We start from the raw sequence: 23314 nt of genomic DNA, 5'->3' as shown, positions 1-23314 counted from the left end.
TCCTCTTAGTAAGTAATAATGCTTCCGCCCCAAACGAATCCGCCGCCAAAGGCTTCCAGCAGTAGTTTGTGGCCGCGCTGTATCGTACCGTTTTTAATGCCGTAGTCCAATGCCAGTGGGATGGATGCGGCGGATGTATTGGCGTGTTCAGCTACGGTGAGGATGACTTTCTCCATCGGGAGGTTGAGGTGCTCTGCAGTCGCCTTGATAATGCGCAGATTAGCCTGATGCGGGATAAGAAAATCGATATCTTCCGCTTGCATGTGTTGTTGCTCAAGCAATTCACCCACCAGTCCAGATAACGTGCGCACGGCAACTTTGAAGACTTCACGCCCTTCCATGTGGATGAAAGGCAGACGGTCAGCAAGGCTGTCTGCCGGGGAACCGCTGCCACGCGGCACCAGTAGCAGATCCTTGTAGCGTCCATCACTGTGCAACACAGAGCCATGAATACCGGGGGTATCTGAGGCTTCAAGGATGACGGCACCGGCGCCGTCACCAAACAGAATGGCAGTGCTGCGATCGCTCCAGTCCAGAATGTTACTGAAGACTTCTGCACCAATAACCAGGGCGCGTTTGCTGCTGCCCGCGCGGATGAAATTGTCAGCTGTAGCCAGCGCGAAGACGAAGCCCGAGCAGGCTGCCTGCATGTCAAAAGCCGGGATGTTACCGCAGCCCAAGCGCATTTGCAGTTGGCTGGCGTTACTGGGGAAAAGGTGTTCCGGTGTGGAAGTGGCAACAATGATCAGGTCAATGCTGGCGGGATCAATATTCGCCACCTGCAGGGCATCACGTGCGGCGTAGTAAGCGAGATCGGTGCTGCTTTCGTTGGCCGCTGCAATATGGCGTTGTTCGATGCCAGTGCGGGTACGAATCCACTCGTCGGATGTATCCATCCGCTCGGCAAAGTCATGATTGGTCATGACCTGCTGTGGCAGATAGCTGCCAGTGCTGAGTATTTTGCTGTAAATCATGCAGGGGTATCTTCTGCCGGAATGCGGGGTTGCGGTTGTTCGAGTTGCTTACGAATGTGACCGATGATGCCGTTGGTGATTTCTAGACGCGCGACGTTAATAGCATTGGCAAAGGCAAAAGCGTCGGCATTACCGTGGCTTTTGATGACGATGCCCTGTAAACCGAGCAGGGTAGCGCCGTTATAGGTGCGCGGGTCGATGCGGCGCTTGGTGCGACGCAAAACCGGTAGGGAAAAGAGTGCGGCGATTTTGCTGAAGATGCTGTGCCGGAATTCTTGTTCCAAGGTGGTCTGAATGTATTTGGCGATACCTTCGACTGATTTCAAGGCGACGTTGCCAACGAAGCCGTCACAAACCACGATATCCAAATGTTCTTTGAGGAAGATGTCGTTGCCTTCCACAAAACCGCAGTAATTGAGGCCGGTTTGTTCTAACAGCTTGCTGGTTTCCTTGACGATGTCATTTCCCTTGATGGCTTCTTCGCCAATATTGAGCAAACCAACGATCGGTTGCGCTTTTTCATCCACCGCCTTAACCAGCTCCGAACCCATCACGGCGAATTGCACCAGCTGCTCGGGTTTGGCATCAACATTCGCACCAAGATCTAGCCAGTGCACATGACCGCCACGCGAAGGCACCACCGCACAGATGGCGGGGCGTGAGATGCCGGGTAGCATTTTCAGGATGTAACGGCTGCTTGCCATCAATGCGCCGGTATTACCGGCACTAACACAGGCCTGCGCATCACCATCGCGAACGGCTTCGATAGCCTTCCACATGGATGAATCGGTTTTGTGACGCAGCACACTGGCAGGCGCCTCGTCCATGGCAACAACCTGGGAAGTATGGCGAATACGGACACGCCCATCATCAATGGTGGGGAAGGCTTTGTGGGCGCGGATAGCGTTCTCATCGCCGACGATCAGCATATGAACGTCGTTATGCCGCTTTTGGATGAGGGCGATAGCGGTCAGCGTGACGTCCAAACCGATATCGCCGCCCATTGCATCAATGGCAATGACGGGCGGCTTGTGCGTGCTCATGGCGCAGGTGGATTTTATTCTTCGATATCAATCTGTTTGTTGCTGGCGCGAACAATCACTTGGCGGCCGCGATAGAAACCATCTTTGGTAATGTGGTGACGCAGGTGATGCTCACCGCTTGCTCTGTCGGTAGAAATGGTTTTACCGGTAAGGGCATCGTGGGCACGGCGCATGCCGCGTTTTGAGGGGGTTTTACGATTCTGTTGAACGGCCATGAGAATTCTCCTTAGCTTCCAGTAAGTCTTTCAAAGCCGCAAACGGATTGGGTTGCGCGTCTGCCTGCGGCAGGGGGTCTTGCGCGCCGATCTGCGGCAGGCTGCAATCATCATGCTTGGCAATCATCGGCATCGCCAGCAGGACTTCTTCTTCAATAAACCACGCCAAGTCCAGTTCGTCCCCGGCGCAAATAAGGGTTTCGCTGCCATCGGCCACTCTATCTTCCAGAGATTGATCCCGAATCAGGACATAATCAAAGTCATGAGCAACTTCCAGCGCCATTGGCTCCAGGCAGCGCTGACATTCGGTATGCAAGACAGCACGCACATTACCGCTTAAACGGGTTTGTCCGTGCTTGTCGATCTGTCCTTCAAGGGTGTAGTGCACGACGTCATCGCGCGTCCCCGTCCATTGTCGCAATGTTTCCGTTTCTGCCAGTGGCAGTGTGCCGGAATCACGGCAACGGTTTTTGGCATATGCCCATGGGTCAAAATGCCGTAACAGCGGGGTCGCAGGGTGGCGCATCATACTCTCAACATTTTGGGCTGTCAAAGCGATAAATCCTAGCCAATCTGATGGTTGGCTGCAAAATGCAGGTACACAATATCCGAAATTTCGCGGATGACATTACTGCGGCTGGTAATCCAGCTCGAATAATTTCCCGCTGCGGTGCCCTTTTCGATAACGGCGGAAATCGTGTAGGGGTAACTGCGGCCGTTTGCCTTGCATTCGATGACGCCGAAATTGCCACAGAGCATCGCGGTAGAGCCGGTTTTGTCATACACCGTGGCAGTTTGCGGCACGAATTGTGTTTTCGAGCGGATACGGTCGGGATTGGGAATGGACATGATCTGTTTCAGGAACTGTGCACCGGGCAGCTGGTTCGCCCACATGGCGCGGAGGAAGCGGTCATAGTCGGCGACGGAGGCACGATTGCGGTAAGTACGTCCCTGAGCGGGAATATTCTCGACGATTTGAATATTGCGGAAAATCTGCGGAGCCTGTTTTTTCAGCATCCACTGCACGCCTTCCGGCCCGCCGAGGCGCTTAAATAGGTGGTTGGTGAATTCGTTGTTGCTGGACACCACCATGCCGCGCATTTCGTTTTGCACCCGCTCGCTCATTGGATAGAGGGCGGCATCTTTCACAAAATGGGTCAGCAGATAGGCCTGGATGACAAAGGGCTTGACCAGGCTGGCGCATTGCAACGGCGTATTGGCATTGATTTGCGCCAGCGGGCGATTGGCAACCAAATCATGCACCAGCCAGGCGGTGCGTTCATCGCTTGCCAGACGACCTTCCGCGCGCAATTGCTGCACGCGTTCATTGATGGCCTGTTCGAGTGGCGTAGCGGCATGAGCGTAAAGCGGCAGTGCGGCACCGAGGCCGAGCATCCCGCTGCGGCTCAGAAGTTGACGTTTGGTGAGTAACATGGCGATGGATAAACAAACAGTAACGTGAGCGCTTATTCTAGCAAAGCGGCTGTAGAGTGGCGCTAAAAATCATGATGAAGAGAACCGTCGCTGGTAGATGCAAAAATCCTCCGCACGTTTTTCCGTTCAACGTGCTGACGTCCTGCCGACATGGGGCACCATGCGGACGATTTAGCTGTCTGCCAAGCTCGCTTACAATATTGCCCTTCATTCACTAACCGGAAATCTCCATGACTGACTTCACCCTTAACCTTCCTGATAAACCGCTGAAAATGAAAGGTATCTTTGCCAATTCGCCGGGCAGAATCCTCGCGGCGGGGATATTTCTGCCGCTCTTTGCCGTCGGACTGTTTTTGTGGGCGGCTTATCTCGGCAAGGCCGCCTACACCGATTATCAAATCGGCCAAGACCACCGCGTCCTCTTCAATGCCGACATTGACGGCAAGTGCAAAAGCCATTACTACCTCGTGACGCACTGCGATACCACCATCCGCGACGGCGGCCAAAGCTGGGAAAAAAGTTTCCTCTTCTTCGATTTCAGCATGGGCAAAGATTTCAGCGTGGTAGCGATTGCCGCCAACAGCGACCCAAGTCAAGTCACCCTCGACCTTGCCGCCGAGAAAGCGGTGAACCGCATGATTGTCGCCGCCGTCATCGCCGTTTTGGGCATTGTTTTCCTCTATCTCACCGGACAGGCGTTGTTCGTCTCCCTGCCGCGTGTCCGCACCCTCTTGCGCGGGTTGAATGGGCGCGACGCCTACCCGTGGCGTTTGACCACCGTCGATGCCGCCGTCAAGGGCGAATCGCTCACCCACTTCTTCGCCGACATCAATGGCACGGAATGCAAAATCACCATTAACCTCGGCAAAAAAATGGAGCCGTGGCTGCTGGACGTGAGCGGCGATACTGCCCGTCTCCTCGCTTTCGCACCTGCCGATGGCGGCGCGGCTGTGCCGTTTGACCGCAAACTCAAAACCATCGGCGGCCTCAACAAAAGCGAGCGGCAGGCGCTGATCGCCGAACTCGAACGTATTACGGGCAACTGAACCCGCACAACTTAAGGAAAACCCCATGACGACGACAGACGACATCCCCCGCCCGTGGCTGGCGAGTTACCGCGCTGAAGTCCCGCACGACTGCGCGGGTGGCGAATACCCGAACCTTGCCGCCTTCCTTGAAGCCATGTTCGCCCGCCATGCGGCGCTGCCTGCCTTCAGCAACTTCCGCCGCACCCTGAGCTTCGCCGAAATCGGCGAACGTGCCCGTGCATTCGCCGCCTACCTGCGCCACGACCTCGGCTACCAGCCCGGCGACCGTCTCTCCCTGATGATGCCGAACATCCTGCAATTCCCCATCTGTCTCTACGGCTGCATGCTGGCGGGCGTGGTCGTCGTCAACGTCAACCCGCTCTACACCGCGCGCGAACTCGAACACCAGCTGAACGACAGCGGCGCGCGCGGCATCGTGCTGGCGGAAAACTTTACCCGCAGCGTCGCCGAAGTGCGCCCGCAAGTGCCGGGGCTCAAAGACATCATCGTTACCTGCTACGGCGACGAAATGGGCTGGTTCTGGTCGCCCATCGTCGATTTCTACGTGCGCCACATCGGCAAACTTGTGCCGCCCTACTACCTGCCGGATGTTATCTCCTTCAAAAAAGCCCTGCGCAAAGGGCGACGCCTGCCCTATACCCCGCACCAGGCCGCACCGGATGACATGGCCATGCTGCAATACACCGGCGGCACGACCGGCGTCGCCAAAGGCGCGATGCTCACCCACGCCAACCTGCTCGCGAACGCCGCCCAAATCAACCTGTGGATCGGCTCGTACAACATCGGCCCGGATGACGTCCTCATCACCGCGCTGCCGCTCTACCACATCTTCTGCTGCACCATTAACAGCATCGCTTTCAGCGGGCGCGGCGCGCATTCCGTGCTGGTGACGAACCCGCGTGACATCAAATCCTTCATCACCATCCTGCGCCGCCACCCGCCAACCATGATGACCGGCGTCAACACCCTCTTCAAAACCCTGCTCAACACCAAAGACTTCCGCCGCCTCGACTTCTCGCATCTGCGTTTCGTCATCGCCGGCGGGATGCCGCTGGAAAAAACCGTCTCGGACGAATGGCAGCAGCTCACCGGCAACATCATCGTCGAAGGCTACGGCATGACCGAAACCTCGCCGCTTATCAGCGTCAACCAGATGGACACCAAGGCCTATAACGGCACTATCGGCTACCCCATTCCCGGCACTGACGTCAGCCTGCGCGACGACGACGGCAAACTTGTGCCGCTGGGCGAGCCGGGGGAAATGTGGGTGCGCGGCCCGCAAGTGATGAAAGGCTACTGGCGTCACGAAGACGAAACCCGCCGCGCCATGCAGGACGGCTGGCTGAAAACCGGCGACATCGCGCAGATGCAGCCGGACGGCGCGCTGAAAATCGTTGACCGCAAAAAAGACATGATCCTCGTCTCCGGCTTCAACGTGTACCCCAGCGAAGTCGAAGCTGTGCTGGCGCAACATCCGGACGTGCTGGAAGTGGCGTGCATCGGCGTGCCGAACGAAGGATCGGGCGAGAAAGTCAAAGCCTGCATCGTGCCGCGTGCGGGCGCGAAACCGACAGTGGAAGCGCTGCAAAAATTCGCCAGTGCCAACCTCACCGGTTACAAGCGCCCCAAAGAATACGAATTCTGCGACGAACTGCCGAAATCCAACGTCGGCAAAATCCTGCGCCGCGAACTGGTGGCACGGGAAAAAGCCAAAGCGGCGCAAAATCAGAAACCCGCCTGATGCCACCGCAGGCAATAAAAAACCCGCCGTAAGGCGGGTTTTTTATGCTTGGTAGAGGCCAGTATTTATCCCGCTTGGCGGCTAGCCACGAACCCAGGTTTTATCCCGCTTGGCGGCTTGCCACGAGCCCAGGTTTTATCCCGCTTGGCGGCTAGCCACGAACCCAGTATTTACGCCGCTTGGCGGCTTACCACGAGCCCAGCATTTATCCCGCTTGGCGGCTACCCGCGAGCCCAGTGTTTATCCCGCTTGGCGGCTCGCTACGCGCCCAGTGTTTGTCCCGCTTGGCGGCAGTCCGTAAGGCTAGTGTTTATCCCGCTTGGCGGCAGTCCGTAAGGCTAGTGTTTATCCCGCTTGGCGGCTGCCCACAAGCCCAGCATTTATCCCGCTTGGCGGCTGCCCACGAGCCCAGCATTTATCCCGCTTGGCGGCTGTCCGCGAGCCCAGCATTTATCCCGCTTGGCGGCTCGCCACGAGCCCAGCGTTTACCCCGCTTGGCGCGCGCCCAAGTCCGAACATTGCACGAAAAAATCCCTTCCCCCGCTTGCGGGGGACGGGGCTCCCATGAAAAAAATGCTCGCATTTTTTTCATGGGTACCCGGGAAGGTGGCCGCAGGCCGGAAGGGGGGAATAAAAAACCAGTATTTATCCCGCTTGGCGGCTTGCTACGCGGTCAGGGGTTTGCCGTTAGTGCGCGTTGCAGGTATTCGTGCTGGAAGAGGCACATCCGCGTGACGTCGCGGTACTGGCCATTGATGAAGAATTCGTGGCGCAGGGTGCCTTCGGCCTGAAAGCCGATTTTCTCGTACACGTGCCGGGCACCCGCGTTTTCCACATCAACGATGAGGTAGATTTTGTAGAGGTTCAGCACGCTGAAGCCGTATTCCAGCGCCAGTTCGGTGGCGCGGGTGGCGATGCCTTTGCCCTGATGGTCGGGCGCGACGATGATTTGATATTCGGCGCGGCGGTGGATGTGATCGATTTCGACGAGTTCGACCAGGCCGGCGATGTTGTTGCGTTTGCCGCCTTCGTCCGGGCCGTATTCGATGACGAAGCGGCGTTCGCGCTGGTCGCGGATGTGTTCGTCGTAGAGGTGCGTCAGTTCGTCGAAGGTTTCGTAGGGTTCTTCAAACCAGTAGCGCATCACGTTGGCGTTGTTGTCTAGGCGGTGCACGAAGTAGAGGTCGCCGCGTTCGAGCGGGCGCAGGCGGATAGCGGATGCGGGGGAGGGCGCGGTGATGCTGTCTTTTTTGAACACTTATTTGTCCTCGCGGGAGTAGGTTGTGCCGCCGACGCTGATGTTTTTGTCGTCCGCCCAGAAGAAGAACAGTTTGCGCTCGGTCTTGCCGTCGGGGCCGGTCAGTTCGATGGTGTAGCCGTCGATTTTGTAGTGACCGGGACGCTCTTCGCCTTTGCCACCGGTTCCTGTGCTGCCGACGGTGACAGTGCCAGAATCCTGGAAGCCGTCGTACACACCGCTGACGACGCCGTCGCTGTTGGCAAAGGTGGAGGAGTCGATATAGTTCGTCGAGGCGCTGGAACTGTAGCCGCTTCTGCTGAAACTGCCATCTTTGCCGAAGGTGAGGTAGGTGAAGGAGACGTGGCTGCCGGTATAGAGGGTACCGCTGGAGGTACTGTAGGTGTAGGTGCCGGCCAGGATTTCGCCTGCTTTGCCCGGGCGCACGGGTGTGGCGTCGTAGGCTTGCCATTGGCCGTCTTTTTCGTATTGGTAGTTATCGCCCTGTTTGCGCCAGCGCCGCCAGTGTTCGGGCTCGTGCCGGCGTGAGGCGGCAACGTCGAGATCGGCAGGCGGTACTTGCAGGTTGTCGTACGCCCAGCCGTCTTTGAGCAGCAGGTATTGTGTTTCGACAAAGGTTATGTCCGTGCCAAAGTATTCGGCCTCACCGTGGAAGAGGAGGGTTTCGATGTCTTTGGCCTGCACGCCCTGTCCCGGCGCCGTCACCCATTTGAAGCGCGCGGCTTCGGCACGGTCAACGGCTTCCTGCGCGGGCGATGGACCCTTCGCTGCGCCGCTGTATGCACAGACGACGATGATGTTGTTGGCAATATTTTGTCCGTAGAGGCCGGGTTTGCCGTGGTCGGTGAAGTAGAAGGCGAGTTCGCGCACGCCGTGGCCGAAGGTTGAGGTGTGGTTGTAGAGGAAAACGTCGTCGTTCACGTTGATGTAGCCACTCGGGCTGTATTGGTATTCGCCGTCGCTGCTGCCGTCACCCGTGATGCGGTACTGGCCGTTGTCGTAGAGCGAGAGGGTGTATTTCATGCCTTTGTCCATCTGCACGGCGCAGTCGTAGTCGCCGTAGGTGAGTGCGCCGCCGATGGTCATGTTGTCGCGCTTGAGGCCGGCGAGCAGGGCGTCGCTTTCTTTGCTGTTGCTGGTGACGGGTTTGGGTCCGCCCTGCGTGGTGGCGGCGGGTTTGACGGTGGGTTTTTCCGCCGCTTGTGCCGTGGCGGTAGCACTGGTTTCGGCACTGTCGCCTTCAGCGTAGTAGGCCGAAATAAGGCGCTTGACGGTGTCCATATGGTCGCGCAGGAGGGCGGGGTCTTCTTCGGATAGCAGCTGAATGAGGCGCATGTTGCCCACGCCTGCCGGAACGGCGGTAAAGATGATGGTGACGGGTTTGCCCGCGATGCTGACTCGGTAGATGGCGGTAGCGATGCCGCGCCCCGCACCCGCTTCGCCGCGTTGCAGCACTTCGCCGTAATTGGGCGCGAGTTTGTCGGCCATCATGGTCAGCCAGGCGACTTCGTCCTTGCCGTCGTCAGGCAGCGGGTCAAGGACGCTGACCATGAAGATACGGTCACCGATATTGTCCGGGGTATAGTGGGTCATGAGGTTGTCGCGGCGGGTTTGCCAGCCGTCGGGCGTGTCCACGGCGTGGGCAGCGGTGGCGAGCAGGACAGCGAGAAAGAGGGCTTTTTTCAGCATGTTGCACCAATGGCTTGCAGGAATCGCGGCTAACGTAATGTGTCCGTTTAGACCTGTCAATGCTCTGGCGGCAGCGGTTCGGGAATAAAAAAGCGGGGCAGGCCCCGCTTTTTCTTTCGCTTAGAACGTGTTCATTGTCTCAGCCTCTGCTGTAAACTATCGGCATGAACAGAAAAACCTACCCAAGCGATATCAGTCGCGAGCAATTTGCGCCTCTCCTCCCCCTGCTGGAAAGTGCCCGTAAACGCACAGCGCCACGTCAGGTGGACTTGTACGATGTCTTTTGTGCCATTCTCTACCTGCAACGCACTGGCTGCTCCTGGCGCGCTTTGCCGGGCGATTTCCCCAAATGGCGCACCGTGCATTCCTACTTCCAGAGATGGACTGAGCCACGCGAGAGTGGCATCAGCATCCTTGAGGAAGCATTAAAAAAATCAGGTAGTTGCGGAGCGCCGCAAGCAGGGGCATCATGAAGCAACCACTTTCCTGATTATTGATGCGCAGAGTGTGAAGAACACGGATACCGCCATGGAAAAAGGCTACGATGCGGGCAAGAAGGTTAGCGGTATCAAGCGGCATATAGCGGTTGACACGCAGGGTTTGCCGCATGCGCTTGCGGTAACGACGGCGGATGTTACGGATAGAAAAGGCTGCCTGCTAGCATTGGAACGTGGGCGGGATAATCTTGGGGCGGTACAAAAAATCCTTGCTGACGGTGGTTACACGGGTAAGGCATTTGCTTCGTCAGTACAGGAGTTGATTGGTGCGGAGGTAGAGATTGCCAAACGAAACGAATTACACCGCTTTGCGGTATTGCCAAAGCGATGGGTAGTCGAGCGCAGTTTTTCCTGGTTGGAAAAGAACAGACGGCTTTGGAAAAACTGCGAGCGTAAGTTGAGTACCAGTCTGCAAATGGTAGCTTTGGCTTTCTTGGGAGTCCTGCTACGAAGACTATGAACACGCTCTTAGGTTGGCAGATGCAGCGGCACGAAAACGAGCGTATAGACGATGACCACGGTCAGGGCGGCCAGCGTCGGGACAGACGTGCGTTTGACCAGGAGCATCGGCGAGAGGTTGCCCGCGCCGCTCACCGCGACGATGACGCCTGATACCGGCGACAGGGTGCGGCCAACGTTCGAGGCTTGTTGCATTGGCAGGATGAGGTAGGCGGGGTTGATGCCGAGTTTGTCCGCCAGTTTCGGCGCGATTTCCACGAAGGAATAGAACGCCGCGTTGCCGGAACCGGAAGCCACCACCACCAGCAGGGTGATGCCGACCAGCGCCAGCATCATGATGGTCGCCGCCGAGCCGCTCTTTTCCACCAGCGCGATCATGTCATTGACGAAGCCGATGCTGCTCAGACCTTCCGAGAACACGCCGGCAGCAATCAAGAGGATGACCACGCCGGCAAATGCTGCACCCATTTCGCGGTAGGCGACTTCAAGCCCTTCGTAGAGCGCTTTGGCGCCTGAACCTTGCTGTTCGCCTTTGAGGCGGTGGTAAAGGCTGCGGATGTACTCGATGATGAGGCTGATGATGAGGGTGAGCACGACCACCGCGCCGAGCGACATTTCCGGCATGACCCGGCCGCCAATTTCGATTTTGCCGTCGAAGATGAGCATGCCGGCGATCGGCAGGAAGGGCAGCAGCATGTAAAACGCCGGTGCCTTTTTCAGATTGGAGAGATCCATGCTGACGCGTTCACCGCTGCTTTGACCGACCAACCCCTCGCTACGGTCGCAGAAGGGTTGCCAGAAGAAATGGGCGACGGCTGTCGCGAGGATGGCGAGCACGCTCATCGGGATCATGTAGGTGAAGGCGTAATCCTTCACGGCAATGTGTGCCTGTTCGGCGGCGAGTACCACATCCGGCGCGGTTGGCGCGAGGGTCATCATCGCCGTGGTGGCGCAGACTGCCGCCGCGCTGGGGCGGGAAATACCAAGGCTGGTGAGGATGGGGAACAGTGTTGCCATGAGGAAGGCACCGAGCGCGGTCGCTGAAGAAATGGCGAACGAGAGCAGGCTGCCGATGAAGAAGCCGCCGATCATCAGCACATACGGTGAGCGGATGTAGCCGAGCGGATGCGAGAGGATGCGGATGACGGTGTCGTTCGCGCCGATGTGCGACATATAAGCGGAAAAGCCGATGAGGACCATGATGAGCAGGCCCAGACCGCCGCCCCGGTTCGCCATCAGGTTGTAGATGAGGTTGCTGATATCAACGTAAAACAGCCCCGTCGCCTTCTCGCCACCGATGGGTTTGCCGAGGAAAGCCACAGCAAACAACATCAATGCCACACCGGCGACGAAGAGCACGCCTTTGGCGTTATAGCCGCGAATGATGAGAAAGCCCACCAGAAAAATAGTGAGAAAACCGATAATTAAGCCCATGATGCACCTTTTGGTTGAGAAATATCAGGTGCACAGTATCACTTTCTTACGGTTTGTAAACATAAGTCCACGCACTATCCACAAATTAAAGTGAATTTTTGCGTTCTTAGGCCTCAAAAGAGCCCGCGATGCGGGGGTGATGGAGAGAATTCAGGTATTAGGATGGGGCAGCGGTCCGGCGCTGTTCACATGAGCGGCGCATGTCGCGCATAGGCATGAACGCGTGATCCGCAGCCCTAATTTTTCCCTAAGAATGCCTGCCTACAATGCACCCCATCGGTAAGAGAGACCTGCCGATGCAGAAAATTCCATGGCTATTTCCTTCCATTCCACAAGCGGAGAGATTCGTATGAACAAAACCTTCCTCGCTACCCTCAGCCTGGCCGTCCTGACCAGCGGTACTTTCGCCTTCGCCGATCAGCGCGACGAGCAGCAAGCGTTGGCGCAAAGCAAAATTAGCGCCACCGAAGCCGTCGCTATCGCCGAAAAAGCGAGCGGCGCGCGTGCCGACAATCTTGAACTCGACATGAAAAACGGTCGTGCCGTATTTGATCTTGACCTGCGCAATGGTCATGAAGAATACGATATCCATGTTGATGCCGTAAGCGGCGACATTATCAAGAACCATCATGAACACGACGACGATCAGGCGCACAATCCCGGCATCAATATGACGCAGGCCATCGCTGCTGCCGAGAAAGCGGTGTCGGCGAAAGTCGTTGATATTGAGCTGGAGCGCAGCGTGCAAGGCCTCATCTATCAAGTCGAGCTGCTCGGCGGTAACGGCGAACGCCACTATGTGGATGTTGATGCCGCCGACGGCAAAATCCTGCGCGGCGCTACCCCCTAAACCCCAGGAGAACGGATATGAAAAAAACCATCCTTGCCCCGCTCGGCCTCGCCATGCTGCTCGCCAGCGGTATGGCTGCCGCCAAAGACGATAATGACCACGGCAGACACCGTGGTCCCGGCCCGCACGGTCCGCACCGTGAACTGTTCCAGGCCTTGCAGCAAAGCAAAATCAGCGCCGCTCAAGCCGTGGCCATCGCCGAGAAAGAAAGCGGTGCACGCGCCGATAACATCGAGCTGGAAATGAAACGGGGCCGCCCCGTTTATGACATTGACCTGCGCGACGACAAGCAGGAACACGAATTTCGCATTGATGCCACGAACAGTGAGATCATCAAGCGCGAAAGCGAGTACGAAAAAAACATGCCGCGCTACGCTACCGTGACCTTGAGCCAAGCGATAGAAACGGCCGAAAAAGAAGTGGGCGCGAAAGTGATTGACGCCGAACTCGAAGGCCGCCGTCAGGGACTGGTGTACGAAATCAAGCTGCTGGCCGCCGACGGTGGACGCTACTTCGCCGAGATCAGCGCCGATGACGGCAAAATCCTGCGCGGCAGCAAGCCCATCGTCACGCCGAATGCGGCAGATGCCGCCGAGGTGTTGCAACAGGAAGAACAGGCCGCACCGCCACCGCCTCCACCGCCGCCTGCTCCGGCAGGCCAGGACGCGGCACCGCCATCAGATGCTCCGGCGAAATCCTGACATCACCCGCCTGATCCAAGCGACAGCCCCGGCTGTCGCTTTTTTGTGCCTGAACGGGTGGTGTAAAAACGCGCAACCTCCCGCAAAAACAGGGAAAAAACGCGCCCAGAGGGCAAAACCGTTACATTACAAACATGCTATACTCGCGCGCCCCAAGAAACCCACACCATTACGAGCATTCCACAATGAACAGACGGGATTTCATCACTGCTACCGGTGCTATCGGTGCCGCCGTACTCAGCAGCAAAACCTTCGCTCAGGACAAACCCCAGCAAGCCGAAGCCGATGTGCACAGTTTCGGCCGCGTCATCACCCTCGCGCAAGAACGCGCCAAAAGCCCCGACAAGCCCGAGCAATATAGACTCGGCGGCATCTTTTCCGACCTGACCTACGATCAATACCGGGGCATCCGCTTCCGTCGCGAAGCTGATCCCATCCACGCCGCGAACGCCAACTCCCAGTTCGGCCTCGACCTGTTGCCGCCCGGCTTCTTCTACAAAGACCGCGTGCGCATTCATCTCGTCAAAGGCGGCAAGGCCGAAGAAATTGCCTTTGATCCGGGCGCCTTCGACTTCGATCCGAACCTGTTTGATGCCGCCAAACTCGAATTCCCCGACGACGTGCGTCAGGGCCTCGGCTGGTCGGGTTTCCGCCTGCGCTACGCCATCAACTCGCCCGATTACATGGACGAATTTGCCGTCTTCCAGGGGGCGAGCTACTTCCGCGCCATCGCCCGCGACACCCTCTACGGCCTCTCGGCACGCGGCCTTGCTCTCGGTACCGGTGGCCCGGGCGGCGAAGAATTTCCGCGCTTCACCCAATTCTGGATTTACCAGCCGGAAGCAAACGACCGCAGTATCCGCCTCGAAGCCCTGCTGGAAAGTCCGTCGCTCACCGGCGCTTATGCGATGGAAATCATCCCCGGTGCGGAAACCGTCTTCCTCATCAAGGCCAGCCTCTTTCCGCGCAAGGACATCGAGCACTATGGCATCGCGCCGCTCACGTCGATGTATTTCTTCAGCCCCAGCCGCCGTGCCGCCATCAACGATTACCGCAATGCCGTACACGATAACGACGGCCTCGCCATGTACACCGGCGGTGAAGCGCGCCTGTGGCGACCGCTGTGTAACCCGCGCGACCTGCAATTCTCCGCCTTCATTGACGATAACCCGAAAGGCTTCGGCCTCTTGCAGCGCGCCCGCGCCTTCGACAACTTCCAGGATGCCGAAGCCCGCTACGACAAACGCCCTTCCGCCTGGGTCACCCCGCGCGGCAAATGGGACAAAGGCAGCATCTCGCTCGTCGAAATCCCGGTCACCAACGAATTTAACGACAACATCATCGCCTTCTGGTCGCCCGCCGAACCGCTCAAAGCGGGGCAGCGTCACGACTTCGCCTACGACCTCACCTGGTCGCAGGCCGGCCCCGAATTCTCCGGGCGCGCGCGCATCGTCGGCACCCGTAGCGGTGCGGCGGTCAACAATCCCGAACGCTTTACCTTCACCGTGGACTTCGCCATGCCCGAAGGCAGCGCTCCGCTGGATCCCGATACCCTGAAACTTGCGACCAATGCCAGCGCCGGGGAAATCCATGCCGTTCACCTCGTCCGCCTGCCGGAAGGCGGCAGACTGCGCGCCGCCTTCGACTACCAGCCGAAAAGCAACACCATGGCCGAGCTGCAACTGCGCCTCACCGATACTAACGGTGTCCCTGTCGCCGAAAGCTGGTTCTACCGCTGGGTGCCGCTCTGAGGCAACACTATGCCAAGTCATAGCCAACACCCTTGCTTTCTCATGCAAGGCGGTGAGCCGAAGACAGTACAAATGAGTACGGCGAGGCTCGCCAACACCGCAGGAGGAAGCTAGGGCGTCGGCTAGAAAGGGCGGGCATCAGCCCGCCTTCATGCCATATAACATCACCTGAACCTAGACCCCATGAACACCACCACCCCCGCCGTGCCGCCGGAAGCCCCGCTCAACATGCGGGTTCAGTCCCTGCGCAAAGCACCCGGCCGGCCGCCCATCCACACCCCGCTGCGCACCCACCTTGCCCGCCTCGTCGCCTTCGGTGGCGCGCTCGCCATCGGTACCTTCGGCAGCTGGCACATGCTCAAAGCTTTTGGCGACGGACGCAGCACCCTGTTGCAATACATCCTGCTTGTCTTCTTCGCGCTCACTTTCTACTGGGTTGCCTTTTCCACTACCGCCTGCCTCGCGGGGTTATTACCGCAGCGCCGTCACCAGGGTAGGCTTGACCCGCAAGGCGGCAAAGTTGCCCTGCTTATGCCCGTTTATGGCGAAGATCCGGCGCTGACCCACGCCGCACTGCTGGCGATGGCACAAGAACTCAGCCACACCGCGCTCGCCGACCGCGCCGAGATCTTCATCATCTCCGACACGCAAAAACCCGACGCCTGGCTGGGCGAAACCGCCGCCCTGCACGTCCTGCGCGAAAAATCGCCGCTTCCCGTCTGGTACCGCCGCCGCGCGCAAAACAGCGGGCGTAAATCCGGCAACGTCGAAAACTTCGTGCGCCGTTGGGGCGGGCGTTACGCCTACATGATCATGCTGGACGCCGACAGCCTGATGGAAGCGGACACCCTGATCGAAATGGTCGCGCGCATGGATGCCGAACCGCGCCTCGGCCTGCTGCAAACCATGCCGCGCCTCATCGGTGGCAACTCCCTGCTCGCTCGTGCCATCCAGTTCGCCGGCGCCCTCTACGGCCCCATCGTCGCGCGCGGCGTCGCCGCTTGGCAGGGCGAAGACGGCAACTACTGGGGGCACAATGCCATCATCCGCGTTCAGGCCTTTGCCGACAGCTGCGGCCTGCCCATCCTGCGCGGGCGCAACCCCATCGGCGGCCACATCCTGAGCCACGACTTCGTCGAGGCCGCCCTCCTGCGCCGCGCTGGTTGGCACGTGCGCATGGATCCCGACCTTGGCGGCAGCTACGAAGGCCTGCCGCCGACCCTCGATGACCTCGTTGGTCGTGAACGCCGCTGGGCGCAGGGCAACATGCAGCACCTCGGCATCATCGGTAGCAAAGGCCTGCGCTGGCCAAGCCGCATCCACTTCCTCATCGGCATCGCCAGCTACATCATGAGCCCCATCTGGCTCATCATGCTTATCGTCGGTACCGGCATCACCGCGCAAACCCTCTTTACCAAGCCCAAATACTTCACCAGTGCGCGCCAGCTCTTCCCCGACTGGCCGACCTTCGACCCCGAACGGATGCTGTGGCTCTTCTTCGCTGCCATCAGTTTGCTGCTCTTGCCCAAATTCATCGGCTGGATCCGCGTCCTCATTAGCAGCAAACGCCGCCGCGCCTTTGGCGGCACCCTTGCCGTCACCCAGGGTTTCATCGTCGAACTCATCATCTCCACCCTCTACGCGCCGCTGCTCATGCTCATCCAGACCCGGCACGTCATCGACATCTTCCTTGGCCGCGACAGCGGCTGGCGCACGCAAAACCGTGAAGGCGCCCTGCTGCCGTGGAAAGACGCCATTAAGCGCAACCTGCTCTACGTCGCCATCGCCACTATCGTCCTCTGCGGCCTCATCTGGCAGGCGCCGAACCAGATCATCTGGCTCTCGCCCATCATCATCGGCCTTTTCCTCTCGCCGTGGCTGTCGCGCCACAGCGGCAACACCCGCCTGGGTGGCTGGCTCGCGAAAAAACACATCCTGCTCATCCCCGAAGAAACCCGCCCGCCGGCCATTGAGACTGCCGCTGAAGCAAACAGCGCCGCCTTTGCCGCCTGCCGCCGCCGCCGCATCCATGAACTCGGTCGCGATCGCACCCTGGCCGCCGCCCATATCGCCGCCCTCGATCTGAACGCGCCGCAAAGCACCAAAGACCGCCTGCTGCACATCACCGCCAAGGCCAAACTGCAAGAAGCGCGGCACTACGCCGAAGCGCTGAAATACCTGACCCCGCAGGAACTCATGCACACAGCGGGCTCACCGGAACTCATCGAAACCCTGCTTAACCTGCCCGAATAAAGAAGGCGACCATGCAAACCCTGCCCCTGCACCACAGCGGCCCGCTCGGCGGCATCCTTGAAGAAAGCGAGCGGCACCAAATCGTCGAAATGCGCCTGCGCGCGGGTAACGAAATCCCGCCCTACCAAAGCCCGGCGACCATCATCCTCATCACCCTGAGCGGCAGTGCGGAAATCCACAGCAGCGTTGACGGCAGCACGGCAACCCTGCTGCCGGACCGCATCATCAGCCTCGCACCGCTGGAAACCCACAGCATCCGCGCCACTGCCGACAACACCCACATCATCGCCATCAAAAGCGGCCCAACCGCCTGAACAGGCGGCTGCCGCCGGTGGCAACATCTCCCGGCGCACTATACAATCCGCGCCCACACCAACCCACGGAAAACCCCATGCTCGAAGACATCCGCGAAAAAAAGACCAACCGCATCACCTACGCCCTCGTCATCATCGCCGGCATCGGCATGCTGTTTATCGGCGTTCCCTTCTTTAACCAGCCGGGCGGAGAGCGCGCCACCGTCGCTACCGTTAATGGCCACAGCATCCCGATCAATGCCTACAACAACGTTTACCGGGAGATACAGCAGCAAGCCCCGGATCTGGGCGAAGCCGAGACCAAAGCCCGCACCCTGCGCCGCCTCATCACGCAAAACCTCTTCCAGCAGCACGCCCTCGACAGCCGCTACATCCTGCCGGAAACCGCCCTCTACCGCATCATCAAAAGCCAGTTTGGCGACAACACCCAATACCAGCAATGGCTGACACAAAACCACCTCAGCGCCGAAACCTACCAGAACAGTGTGCGCAACGAACAAACCGTTGCCGCCTACTACCGCGCCCTGCTGAGCGACCCGGGCGATAACCACCCGCTCCTGCAATCCTACCTGCAAACGCTGGCACAAGAACGCGGCTACACCCTCTACACCCTGCCGCGTGCACCGCTGGCGGAGGCTGTTAGCGTCAGCGACGACGCCCTGCATGCCTACCACGACGCCCACCAAGATAACTACACCACCCCGGAAGCGGTGGACATTGACTACACCCTCTACGACATCGCCGACCTCGGCGCGAGCGACGAACAAATCGCCGCCGCACGCCAGGCCAGTGAAAAACGTAGTGGCCGCTACATCATCTTTGACGACAGTAAAACTGCCGCTGACGCCGCCGCTGCCATCCAGGCAGGCGAAAAAACCTTCGCTGACTACTGGCAGGCCGTTACCGATAAAACCACCGCCGGCGAAACCGGCACCCTCGACCCCGCCAGCAAAGACAAAAGCGTGACCCCGGAAATCGGCGCAGCCCTCTTTGCCCTGGCGGCAAGCGGCGACACCAGCCCCGTCATCAAAAGCGAATACGGCGACATGCTGATCGAACTCGGCAACATCGAAGCCAGCACCCTCAGCGACGACGAACTGCGCCGCCTCGCCGCCCAACAAAACCTCGCCACTTACGACAGCCGCGCCAACCAGGCTTTTGATGCCGCGCAAAACGGCCAGCCGCTGCCCGCCATTACCGGCATCACCGGTGGCAACATCGCCAGCCTGAAAAACATCACCGCCGCCAGTACAGATGCCGCCTGGCTGCAAAACCCGAAAGTGCGTGAACAACTCTTCGGCGAAAAACCGCTGGCGGAGAACAAAACCGCTGACCCGGTCGAAATTGCGCCGCAACAAACCGTCTTCTTCACCGTCACCCGCCGTGAAAAACCGCAGCCGCGTCCCTTCGCCGAGGTGAAAAACGACGTCGAACGCGACTACCGTAACGCCGAGGCAGAAAAAGGCCTGCAAACACGCGGTGAAGCCCTGCAAAAAGCCCTCAGCGAGAACAACCGCGACGAAGCGGAAAAACTCGCGCGGGAATACGGTGTGGAAACCCTCACCCTTGAGCCGACCAACCGCTTCAGCGACAACCCGATCGTGCCGGCACTCTTTGAAAACCCGGCGCGCATCAGCACCCAGAAAAGCGCCAACGGCGACCTTATCATCGCCAGCCTCTATAGCGTGCGCGACGGCGACATCAAAGCCCTGCCGGATAACATTCGCCAGGGCGCTGCCTTCACCTGGCAGCAACAGGACATGGCGACGACCTACAATAGCTACGGCGACTGGCTCTACCGCCACGCCAAGATCAAGGTCAACGAGGAAATGTTGCAACGCCAATAAATGCCGGCATCTTTCGCCTTGGTGAAAACAAAGAAATCCGCCGCATTGCGGCGGATTTCTTTTGCGCGAACCTAGCCATTACACCGCTTGATGAAGCTTATAGTTAAACATCTAAAAAATCGTAACGTGTGGGGGACTGTTTAAATGTGCATAAAGAGGAAGAGGAAAAATCGGCGCCAAATTTTGGCAGTCAGCCCAATAACGGCGCGGGTTGCGGGGAAATGCAAGGTGGCGGGAAGGCGCGGAAAGGATATGCATAGGAACGCGCAAAAAACGGGCAAAACTTGCGCTGTTGCGTTGCTTATTTGTGCATAAATTACGCGGCGTTTAAACGGATTTAAAAAGCGGGTGAAGCGGCTGCTAAGGCCGTTTTTTTATGCCCGCTATTGCCGCTTGTGCCGCATCTGCGGGCTTCGGTGCAGCAATATGCTTTTTCTCGCCGCGCGGCACAGAAGTGTAGGCAATGCACTACGCGACACATACCCGCGCACGACTTAACAGGCAACTAACTCGGAAAATCCGTAAAGTCGAAGATGGAAGTTTCCATGTTAATAAATCCTTTTATTTCATAATGTTAAAAACACTTAGCAAACATTAACAAAAAGAAATATGGAAGCGGAATTTCACTGTTTCGCGGAAACCATTTCACTGTTTCACAACTTTACCGACGCTTTTTAGCGGCAACCGCCCGATAGGTTTTGTCGAGTTGTTCGTCGCTGAGGGTTGTGAGGCTGGCAGTAGCAAAGTTCTTTTGCAGGTAAGCCAACAACCAAGAATCCAGTCCCTGCTCTCGCACATTGAGTTTGATGTACGCGTAGCGGCGGTTGCGCCAATCCTTCTTCCCTTTTTTCGGTGCCGACGACATTGAATTAAGTCGTCCTATCCAACGCCGCAAAAACCGCAATGCCATTTCATATTTCTCCAGCGGAATCAGGTGATAGGACGTGACCTTGCAATGTTTGTTCAGCGCTGACCACACCGCCCTATGGCTCTTCGCAGAACCGGCGCTCCGGTATTGGGCTTCCAAACTGACAATTTCGTTTACTAGACGGGTCAGGTTGGCTTTTTCTTCATCTGTTACGTGCTCCTCGCCGGGCTTTACTATGGCCTTGGTACGTGTGATGTGCCGCTGCGTATTGATTTGATTGACGACCGCGCCGGCACCAGCCAAAACACTATTGGTCACATTTCCGGAAACCTGATTGACCGGCGCGTTTTCGCTGGGGATGACTGCCTTCGCCACCGTTTCCATGTTACTTGACCGTACCCCCGTCAGAACATACTGAACATCAACTCCCAGTTGTGCGACATGTACCAAAAAATCGGTAGAAACCATCGTTTCACCATGCTCGTACTTCCTTAATATTTCTCGTGTTTTTCCCGCTTGGTGGGCAAAATTTGCCTGTGTATAGCCTAGTCTTGTTCGTTCTTCCACCAGCCTTGCTGCCATATCTTTCTTTGAAATCATAAGCTTATCCTTTGGGGTGATAAAAATATTTGTCATGCCAAAAATTGTTGGCTATGATTGCTTTCAGCGGTTGCAAATTGCGCAGCAACCCAATGAATGAAGGTAAAAATTGAAGGTAAATTGTAATGAACGCCGCAGAAATCTATCAAGCACTCAGGAAGCACGGGTACAACGCCAGCAAGGTTGCAGAAGCGTTGGAAGTACGCCCGCAATCCGTCGCCACCGTTATTCGGGACGGCTGTGGTAGCGAACGGATTGCCCGGGCAGTTGCGGTCGCCGCCAAGCTGCCGTTTGAACAGGCATTTCCCTTCTACGCCGAAAAAAAAGCGCGCAAATATCAACGCTCGCAACAAATCAAAAGCTTGAAGGCGATGTTAGAGGTGGCGTGATGGCCGAATTTGTCACGCAGCCCTACTACTCAGCCGCCGAGCTGGCGGCGATGGCGCTGCACACCATCAAGCTGACCGCCCGCAGCATCCGCACACGAGCGATTGAAGAAGGCTGGGAATCACGGCGGCGCACCGGTCGCGGCGGCGGTAATGAATACGCCCTCTCGTCGCTGCCCGCTGAGGTGCAGGCCGAGATACGTGAGCGTCACCTGCAAGCGCTTGCCAAGCAAAACCCCGTCGTCGTCCGCGAAGTGAAACACCTTGACCGCGACCTCGGTGCGTTAAGCGACAAGCAGCGCGCTGTAGCGGATGCACGGATGGCGCTGGCGCGCTATGTACGCGAGGTGGAGGCCGTCTGCAAAACGCGGCAGGAAGCGGTGCGGCGTGTGAGTGAATTAAGCCGCGCTGGTGAGCTGCCCGGCGACCTTAACCGGCAGTGCGCCATCGCCTGCGCGCGCAAGGGGGGCAAGCCGGGCGTGGGGACACGCGTCCTCTACCAGTGGCTGCTGGACGAGGAGCTGTGCGATAACGGCGCCGAGCGGCTGCGCGCCCTCGCTCCGCAAAAGCAGGGGCAGCCGCCCATCACCCTGACACGGCGCGAATGGCTACCGGAGTTTTTGGGCGTGTACCGCAACACCAACGGCGTCTGTATCGCCGAGGCTTACCGCAGCTTTGCAAAGGCCTACGCGGCACGACATGGCGCGGCGCTGCTGCCCAGCCTCGGCGTGGTGGAGACGGTGATGAGCCAAATGCCCGCCTATATCCGCGAGCAGGGGCGGATTACCGGAGCGCGGATGCGCGCCCTTAAAACCTACACAAAACGGGACTGGTCCACCCTGAAAAACAACGACGTGTGGGTTGGCGATGGGCACAGCCTGAAGATGAAGGTCAAACACCCCGACCACGGGCAGCCGTTTGTGCCGGAGCTCACCTTAATCATGGACACCGCTTGCCGTTACGTCGTCGGCTGGTCGCTCTCCTACGCGGAGAGTTGCATTGCCGTCGCCGATGCCCTGCGCCACGCGATGACAAAGAACGGCATCCCCGCCATGTACTACTCGGACAACGGCGGCGGGCAAACGAACAAAACGCTGGATGCCGACATCAGCGGCATCTTTGACCGCCTCGGCATCCACCACGAAACCGGCATCCCCGGCAATCCGCAAGGGCGCGGCATCATCGAACGGGTGATGAAGACACTGGCGCACACCATCGCGCGCCAGTTTGCAACCTACCACGGTCCGGGCGCCGACCGCGACACGGTGCGGCAAATCCACACCGCTACCGCGTCGCTGGCCAAGGCGCAACGCGAAGGCAAACAGGAGCTCACGCCGAAGCAGGCATGGGCGCAAGGCAAGTTGCCGTCATGGGATGACCTGCTGAAAACCGTCGAGGCGGCGGTGCGTTGGTACAACGAGGAGCATCAGCATCGCGAACTGGGCGGGATGACGCCGGCGCAGATGCGGGCGCACATCTTCACGGAAATGGCGGACGACGAATTTCATCCGCTCACTGACGTGGAGGCTCGCGACCTCTTCCGCCCAGGATTTAAACGCGTCGTACAACGCGGCTGGCTGACCGTACTGAACAACCAGTACTGGCACAGCGCCCTCGAAGCCTACGACGGCGAAACCGTGCTAGCGCTGATCGACCAGCACGATCCGGCGCTGGCGATCATCCGCGACCTCGACGGGCACTGGCTGTGTGACGCCAGGCTCGACGGCAACAAGCGCGCCGCCTTTCCGGAGTCGCTGGTGGAACGGAGCCGTCGGCAGCGCGCCGAACGCCGCCTGCGCAAGCTGGATGACGAACGCGCCAAAGCCATCGCCGAAACCCGCCCCACCCTCGAACACGAAAAGACGCAAACCCTCCACGACCTGCTCGGCACCGCCGAGGGCGGGACGGAACAAGAGACCCAATACCAATTTTTGAAAAGCATGATGTGAGG

At 58.5% G+C, this 23314-nt stretch carries 20 protein-coding genes; 11 read left to right on the top strand and 9 right to left on the bottom strand.

Annotation, left to right across the window (positions count from 1 at the left end):
- Positions 1 to 5 precede the first annotated feature (5 nt).
- From LG374_RS05520 to LG374_RS05500, 5 genes are read right to left on the bottom strand one after another with little or no spacing between them, the layout of a single operon-like run.
- Complete coding sequence (locus LG374_RS05520) at positions 6 to 974, bottom strand: beta-ketoacyl-ACP synthase III (RefSeq protein ID WP_225756748.1); 969 nt, start codon at positions 972 to 974, stop codon at positions 6 to 8.
- Complete coding sequence (gene plsX / locus LG374_RS05515; protein WP_225756747.1) at positions 971 to 2017, bottom strand: phosphate acyltransferase PlsX; 1047 nt, start codon at positions 2015 to 2017, stop codon at positions 971 to 973. Before plsX ends, LG374_RS05520 begins: the two co-directional genes overlap by 4 nt.
- 14 nt (positions 2018 to 2031) lie before the next feature.
- On the bottom strand, positions 2032 to 2232 hold the full coding sequence (gene rpmF, locus LG374_RS05510) for a 50S ribosomal protein L32 (protein WP_115610477.1): 201 nt from the start codon (positions 2230 to 2232) through the stop codon (positions 2032 to 2034).
- Positions 2210 to 2785, bottom strand: a complete 576-nt coding sequence (locus LG374_RS05505; RefSeq protein WP_225756746.1) for a DUF177 domain-containing protein — start codon at positions 2783 to 2785, stop codon at positions 2210 to 2212. Before LG374_RS05505 ends, rpmF begins: the two co-directional genes overlap by 23 nt.
- 11 nt (positions 2786 to 2796) lie before the next feature.
- Positions 2797 to 3666 carry a serine hydrolase gene (locus LG374_RS05500; protein ID WP_225756745.1) on the bottom strand — a complete coding sequence of 290 codons (870 nt, stop codon included), beginning with the start codon at positions 3664 to 3666 and terminating at the stop codon, positions 2797 to 2799.
- A gap of 230 nt (positions 3667 to 3896) precedes the next feature.
- Here LG374_RS05500 and LG374_RS05495 point away from each other — a divergent pair, with 230 nt between their 5' ends.
- Entirely contained in the window at positions 3897 to 4712 is an 816-nt protein-coding gene (locus LG374_RS05495; RefSeq protein WP_225756744.1) for a hypothetical protein, read from the top strand.
- A 43-nt stretch (positions 4713 to 4755) separates the two neighbouring features.
- On the top strand, positions 4756 to 6456 hold the full coding sequence (locus LG374_RS05490) for an AMP-binding protein (RefSeq protein ID WP_370639331.1): 1701 nt from the start codon (positions 4756 to 4758) through the stop codon (positions 6454 to 6456).
- Positions 6457 to 7129: 673 nt separating this feature from the next.
- Here the strand turns inward: LG374_RS05490 and speG are convergent.
- Together speG and LG374_RS05480 are read right to left on the bottom strand one after the other, a co-directional pair.
- Positions 7130 to 7696: a spermidine N1-acetyltransferase gene (speG, locus tag LG374_RS05485; protein WP_370639330.1), complete on the bottom strand. Its 567-nt coding sequence runs from the start codon at positions 7694 to 7696 to the stop codon at positions 7130 to 7132.
- An 18-nt stretch (positions 7697 to 7714) separates the two neighbouring features.
- A complete protein-coding gene (locus LG374_RS05480; protein WP_225756741.1) occupies positions 7715 to 9403 on the bottom strand; it encodes a hypothetical protein in 1689 nt (562 codons plus the stop codon).
- Between the two features lie 164 nt (positions 9404 to 9567).
- Between LG374_RS05480 and LG374_RS05475 the strand changes: the two genes are divergently transcribed.
- Positions 9568 to 10360, top strand: a protein-coding gene (locus LG374_RS05475) for an IS5 family transposase (RefSeq protein WP_225756001.1) whose coding sequence is annotated in 2 segments (ribosomal slippage) — positions 9568 to 9831 and positions 9833 to 10360 — 792 coding nt in all. Because the reading frame shifts where the segments join, the coding sequence is not laid out codon by codon here.
- Positions 10361 to 10368: 8 nt separating this feature from the next.
- Here the strand turns inward: LG374_RS05475 and dcuC are convergent.
- The gene (gene dcuC, locus LG374_RS05470; protein ID WP_225756740.1) at positions 10369 to 11793 is read right to left on the bottom strand and encodes an anaerobic C4-dicarboxylate transporter DcuC; all 1425 of its coding nucleotides are present in this window, start codon (positions 11791 to 11793) and stop codon (positions 10369 to 10371) included.
- A gap of 349 nt (positions 11794 to 12142) precedes the next feature.
- Between dcuC and LG374_RS05465 the strand changes: the two genes are divergently transcribed.
- The 6 genes from LG374_RS05465 (at position 12143) to LG374_RS05440 (ending at position 19509) form a co-directional block, all read left to right on the top strand.
- The gene (locus LG374_RS05465; RefSeq protein WP_225756739.1) at positions 12143 to 12643 is read left to right on the top strand and encodes a PepSY domain-containing protein; all 501 of its coding nucleotides are present in this window, start codon (positions 12143 to 12145) and stop codon (positions 12641 to 12643) included.
- A 17-nt stretch (positions 12644 to 12660) separates the two neighbouring features.
- Positions 12661 to 13344 carry a PepSY domain-containing protein gene (locus LG374_RS05460; protein WP_225756738.1) on the top strand — a complete coding sequence of 228 codons (684 nt, stop codon included), beginning with the start codon at positions 12661 to 12663 and terminating at the stop codon, positions 13342 to 13344.
- 185 nt (positions 13345 to 13529) lie between these two features.
- Positions 13530 to 15095, top strand: coding sequence for a glucan biosynthesis protein (locus tag LG374_RS05455; protein ID WP_225756737.1), 1566 nt, complete (start codon positions 13530 to 13532; stop codon positions 15093 to 15095).
- Positions 15096 to 15278: 183 nt separating this feature from the next.
- Positions 15279 to 17348: a glucans biosynthesis glucosyltransferase MdoH gene (mdoH, locus tag LG374_RS05450; protein ID WP_225756736.1), complete on the top strand. Its 2070-nt coding sequence runs from the start codon at positions 15279 to 15281 to the stop codon at positions 17346 to 17348.
- A gap of 11 nt (positions 17349 to 17359) precedes the next feature.
- The gene (locus LG374_RS05445; protein ID WP_225756735.1) at positions 17360 to 17662 is read left to right on the top strand and encodes a hypothetical protein; all 303 of its coding nucleotides are present in this window, start codon (positions 17360 to 17362) and stop codon (positions 17660 to 17662) included.
- A gap of 77 nt (positions 17663 to 17739) precedes the next feature.
- The gene (locus tag LG374_RS05440; protein WP_225756734.1) at positions 17740 to 19509 is read left to right on the top strand and encodes a peptidylprolyl isomerase; all 1770 of its coding nucleotides are present in this window, start codon (positions 17740 to 17742) and stop codon (positions 19507 to 19509) included.
- 661 nt (positions 19510 to 20170) lie between these two features.
- Here LG374_RS05440 and LG374_RS05435 read toward each other — a convergent pair.
- The gene (locus LG374_RS05435) at positions 20171 to 21013 is read right to left on the bottom strand and encodes a helix-turn-helix domain-containing protein (protein WP_225756733.1); all 843 of its coding nucleotides are present in this window, start codon (positions 21011 to 21013) and stop codon (positions 20171 to 20173) included.
- An 89-nt stretch (positions 21014 to 21102) separates the two neighbouring features.
- Between LG374_RS05435 and LG374_RS05430 the strand changes: the two genes are divergently transcribed.
- Together LG374_RS05430 and LG374_RS05425 are read left to right on the top strand one after the other, a co-directional pair.
- Positions 21103 to 21366 (top strand): hypothetical protein, encoded by a 264-nt coding sequence (locus tag LG374_RS05430; protein WP_225756732.1) that lies wholly within the window; start codon positions 21103 to 21105, stop codon positions 21364 to 21366.
- Positions 21366 to 23312 (top strand): Mu transposase C-terminal domain-containing protein, encoded by a 1947-nt coding sequence (locus LG374_RS05425; RefSeq protein ID WP_225756731.1) that lies wholly within the window; start codon positions 21366 to 21368, stop codon positions 23310 to 23312. The genes LG374_RS05430 and LG374_RS05425 overlap by 1 nt, the downstream gene beginning before the upstream one ends.
- Positions 23313 to 23314 lie beyond the last annotated feature (2 nt).

Origin of the sequence: Cardiobacterium sp. Marseille-Q4385 (assembly GCF_916618745.1) — a bacterium.
Lineage (GTDB): Bacteria > Pseudomonadota > Gammaproteobacteria > Cardiobacteriales > Cardiobacteriaceae > Cardiobacterium.
This window is presented reverse-complemented; position numbering and strand designations above follow the sequence as displayed.

What these genes read in the sequence shown, in the direction of transcription:
- LG374_RS05520 (WP_225756748.1), bottom strand. Translation starts at nt 974, where the DNA reads ATGATTTACAGCAAAATACTCAGCACTGGCAGCTATCTGCCACAGCAG.
- plsX (WP_225756747.1), bottom strand. Translation starts at nt 2,017, where the DNA reads ATGAGCACGCACAAGCCGCCCGTCATTGCCATTGATGCAATGGGCGGC.
- rpmF (WP_115610477.1), bottom strand. Translation starts at nt 2,232, where the DNA reads ATGGCCGTTCAACAGAATCGTAAAACCCCCTCAAAACGCGGCATGCGC.
- LG374_RS05500 (WP_225756745.1), bottom strand. Translation starts at nt 3,666, where the DNA reads ATGTTACTCACCAAACGTCAACTTCTGAGCCGCAGCGGGATGCTCGGC.
- LG374_RS05495 (WP_225756744.1), top strand. Translation starts at nt 3,897, where the DNA reads ATGACTGACTTCACCCTTAACCTTCCTGATAAACCGCTGAAAATGAAA.
- LG374_RS05480 (WP_225756741.1), bottom strand. Translation starts at nt 9,403, where the DNA reads ATGCTGAAAAAAGCCCTCTTTCTCGCTGTCCTGCTCGCCACCGCTGCC.
- dcuC (WP_225756740.1), bottom strand. Translation starts at nt 11,793, where the DNA reads ATGGGCTTAATTATCGGTTTTCTCACTATTTTTCTGGTGGGCTTTCTC.
- LG374_RS05465 (WP_225756739.1), top strand. Translation starts at nt 12,143, where the DNA reads ATGAACAAAACCTTCCTCGCTACCCTCAGCCTGGCCGTCCTGACCAGC.
- LG374_RS05460 (WP_225756738.1), top strand. Translation starts at nt 12,661, where the DNA reads ATGAAAAAAACCATCCTTGCCCCGCTCGGCCTCGCCATGCTGCTCGCC.
- LG374_RS05455 (WP_225756737.1), top strand. Translation starts at nt 13,530, where the DNA reads ATGAACAGACGGGATTTCATCACTGCTACCGGTGCTATCGGTGCCGCC.
- mdoH (WP_225756736.1), top strand. Translation starts at nt 15,279, where the DNA reads ATGAACACCACCACCCCCGCCGTGCCGCCGGAAGCCCCGCTCAACATG.
- LG374_RS05445 (WP_225756735.1), top strand. Translation starts at nt 17,360, where the DNA reads ATGCAAACCCTGCCCCTGCACCACAGCGGCCCGCTCGGCGGCATCCTT.
- LG374_RS05440 (WP_225756734.1), top strand. Translation starts at nt 17,740, where the DNA reads ATGCTCGAAGACATCCGCGAAAAAAAGACCAACCGCATCACCTACGCC.
- LG374_RS05435 (WP_225756733.1), bottom strand. Translation starts at nt 21,013, where the DNA reads ATGACAAATATTTTTATCACCCCAAAGGATAAGCTTATGATTTCAAAG.
- LG374_RS05430 (WP_225756732.1), top strand. Translation starts at nt 21,103, where the DNA reads ATGAACGCCGCAGAAATCTATCAAGCACTCAGGAAGCACGGGTACAAC.
- LG374_RS05425 (WP_225756731.1), top strand. Translation starts at nt 21,366, where the DNA reads ATGGCCGAATTTGTCACGCAGCCCTACTACTCAGCCGCCGAGCTGGCG.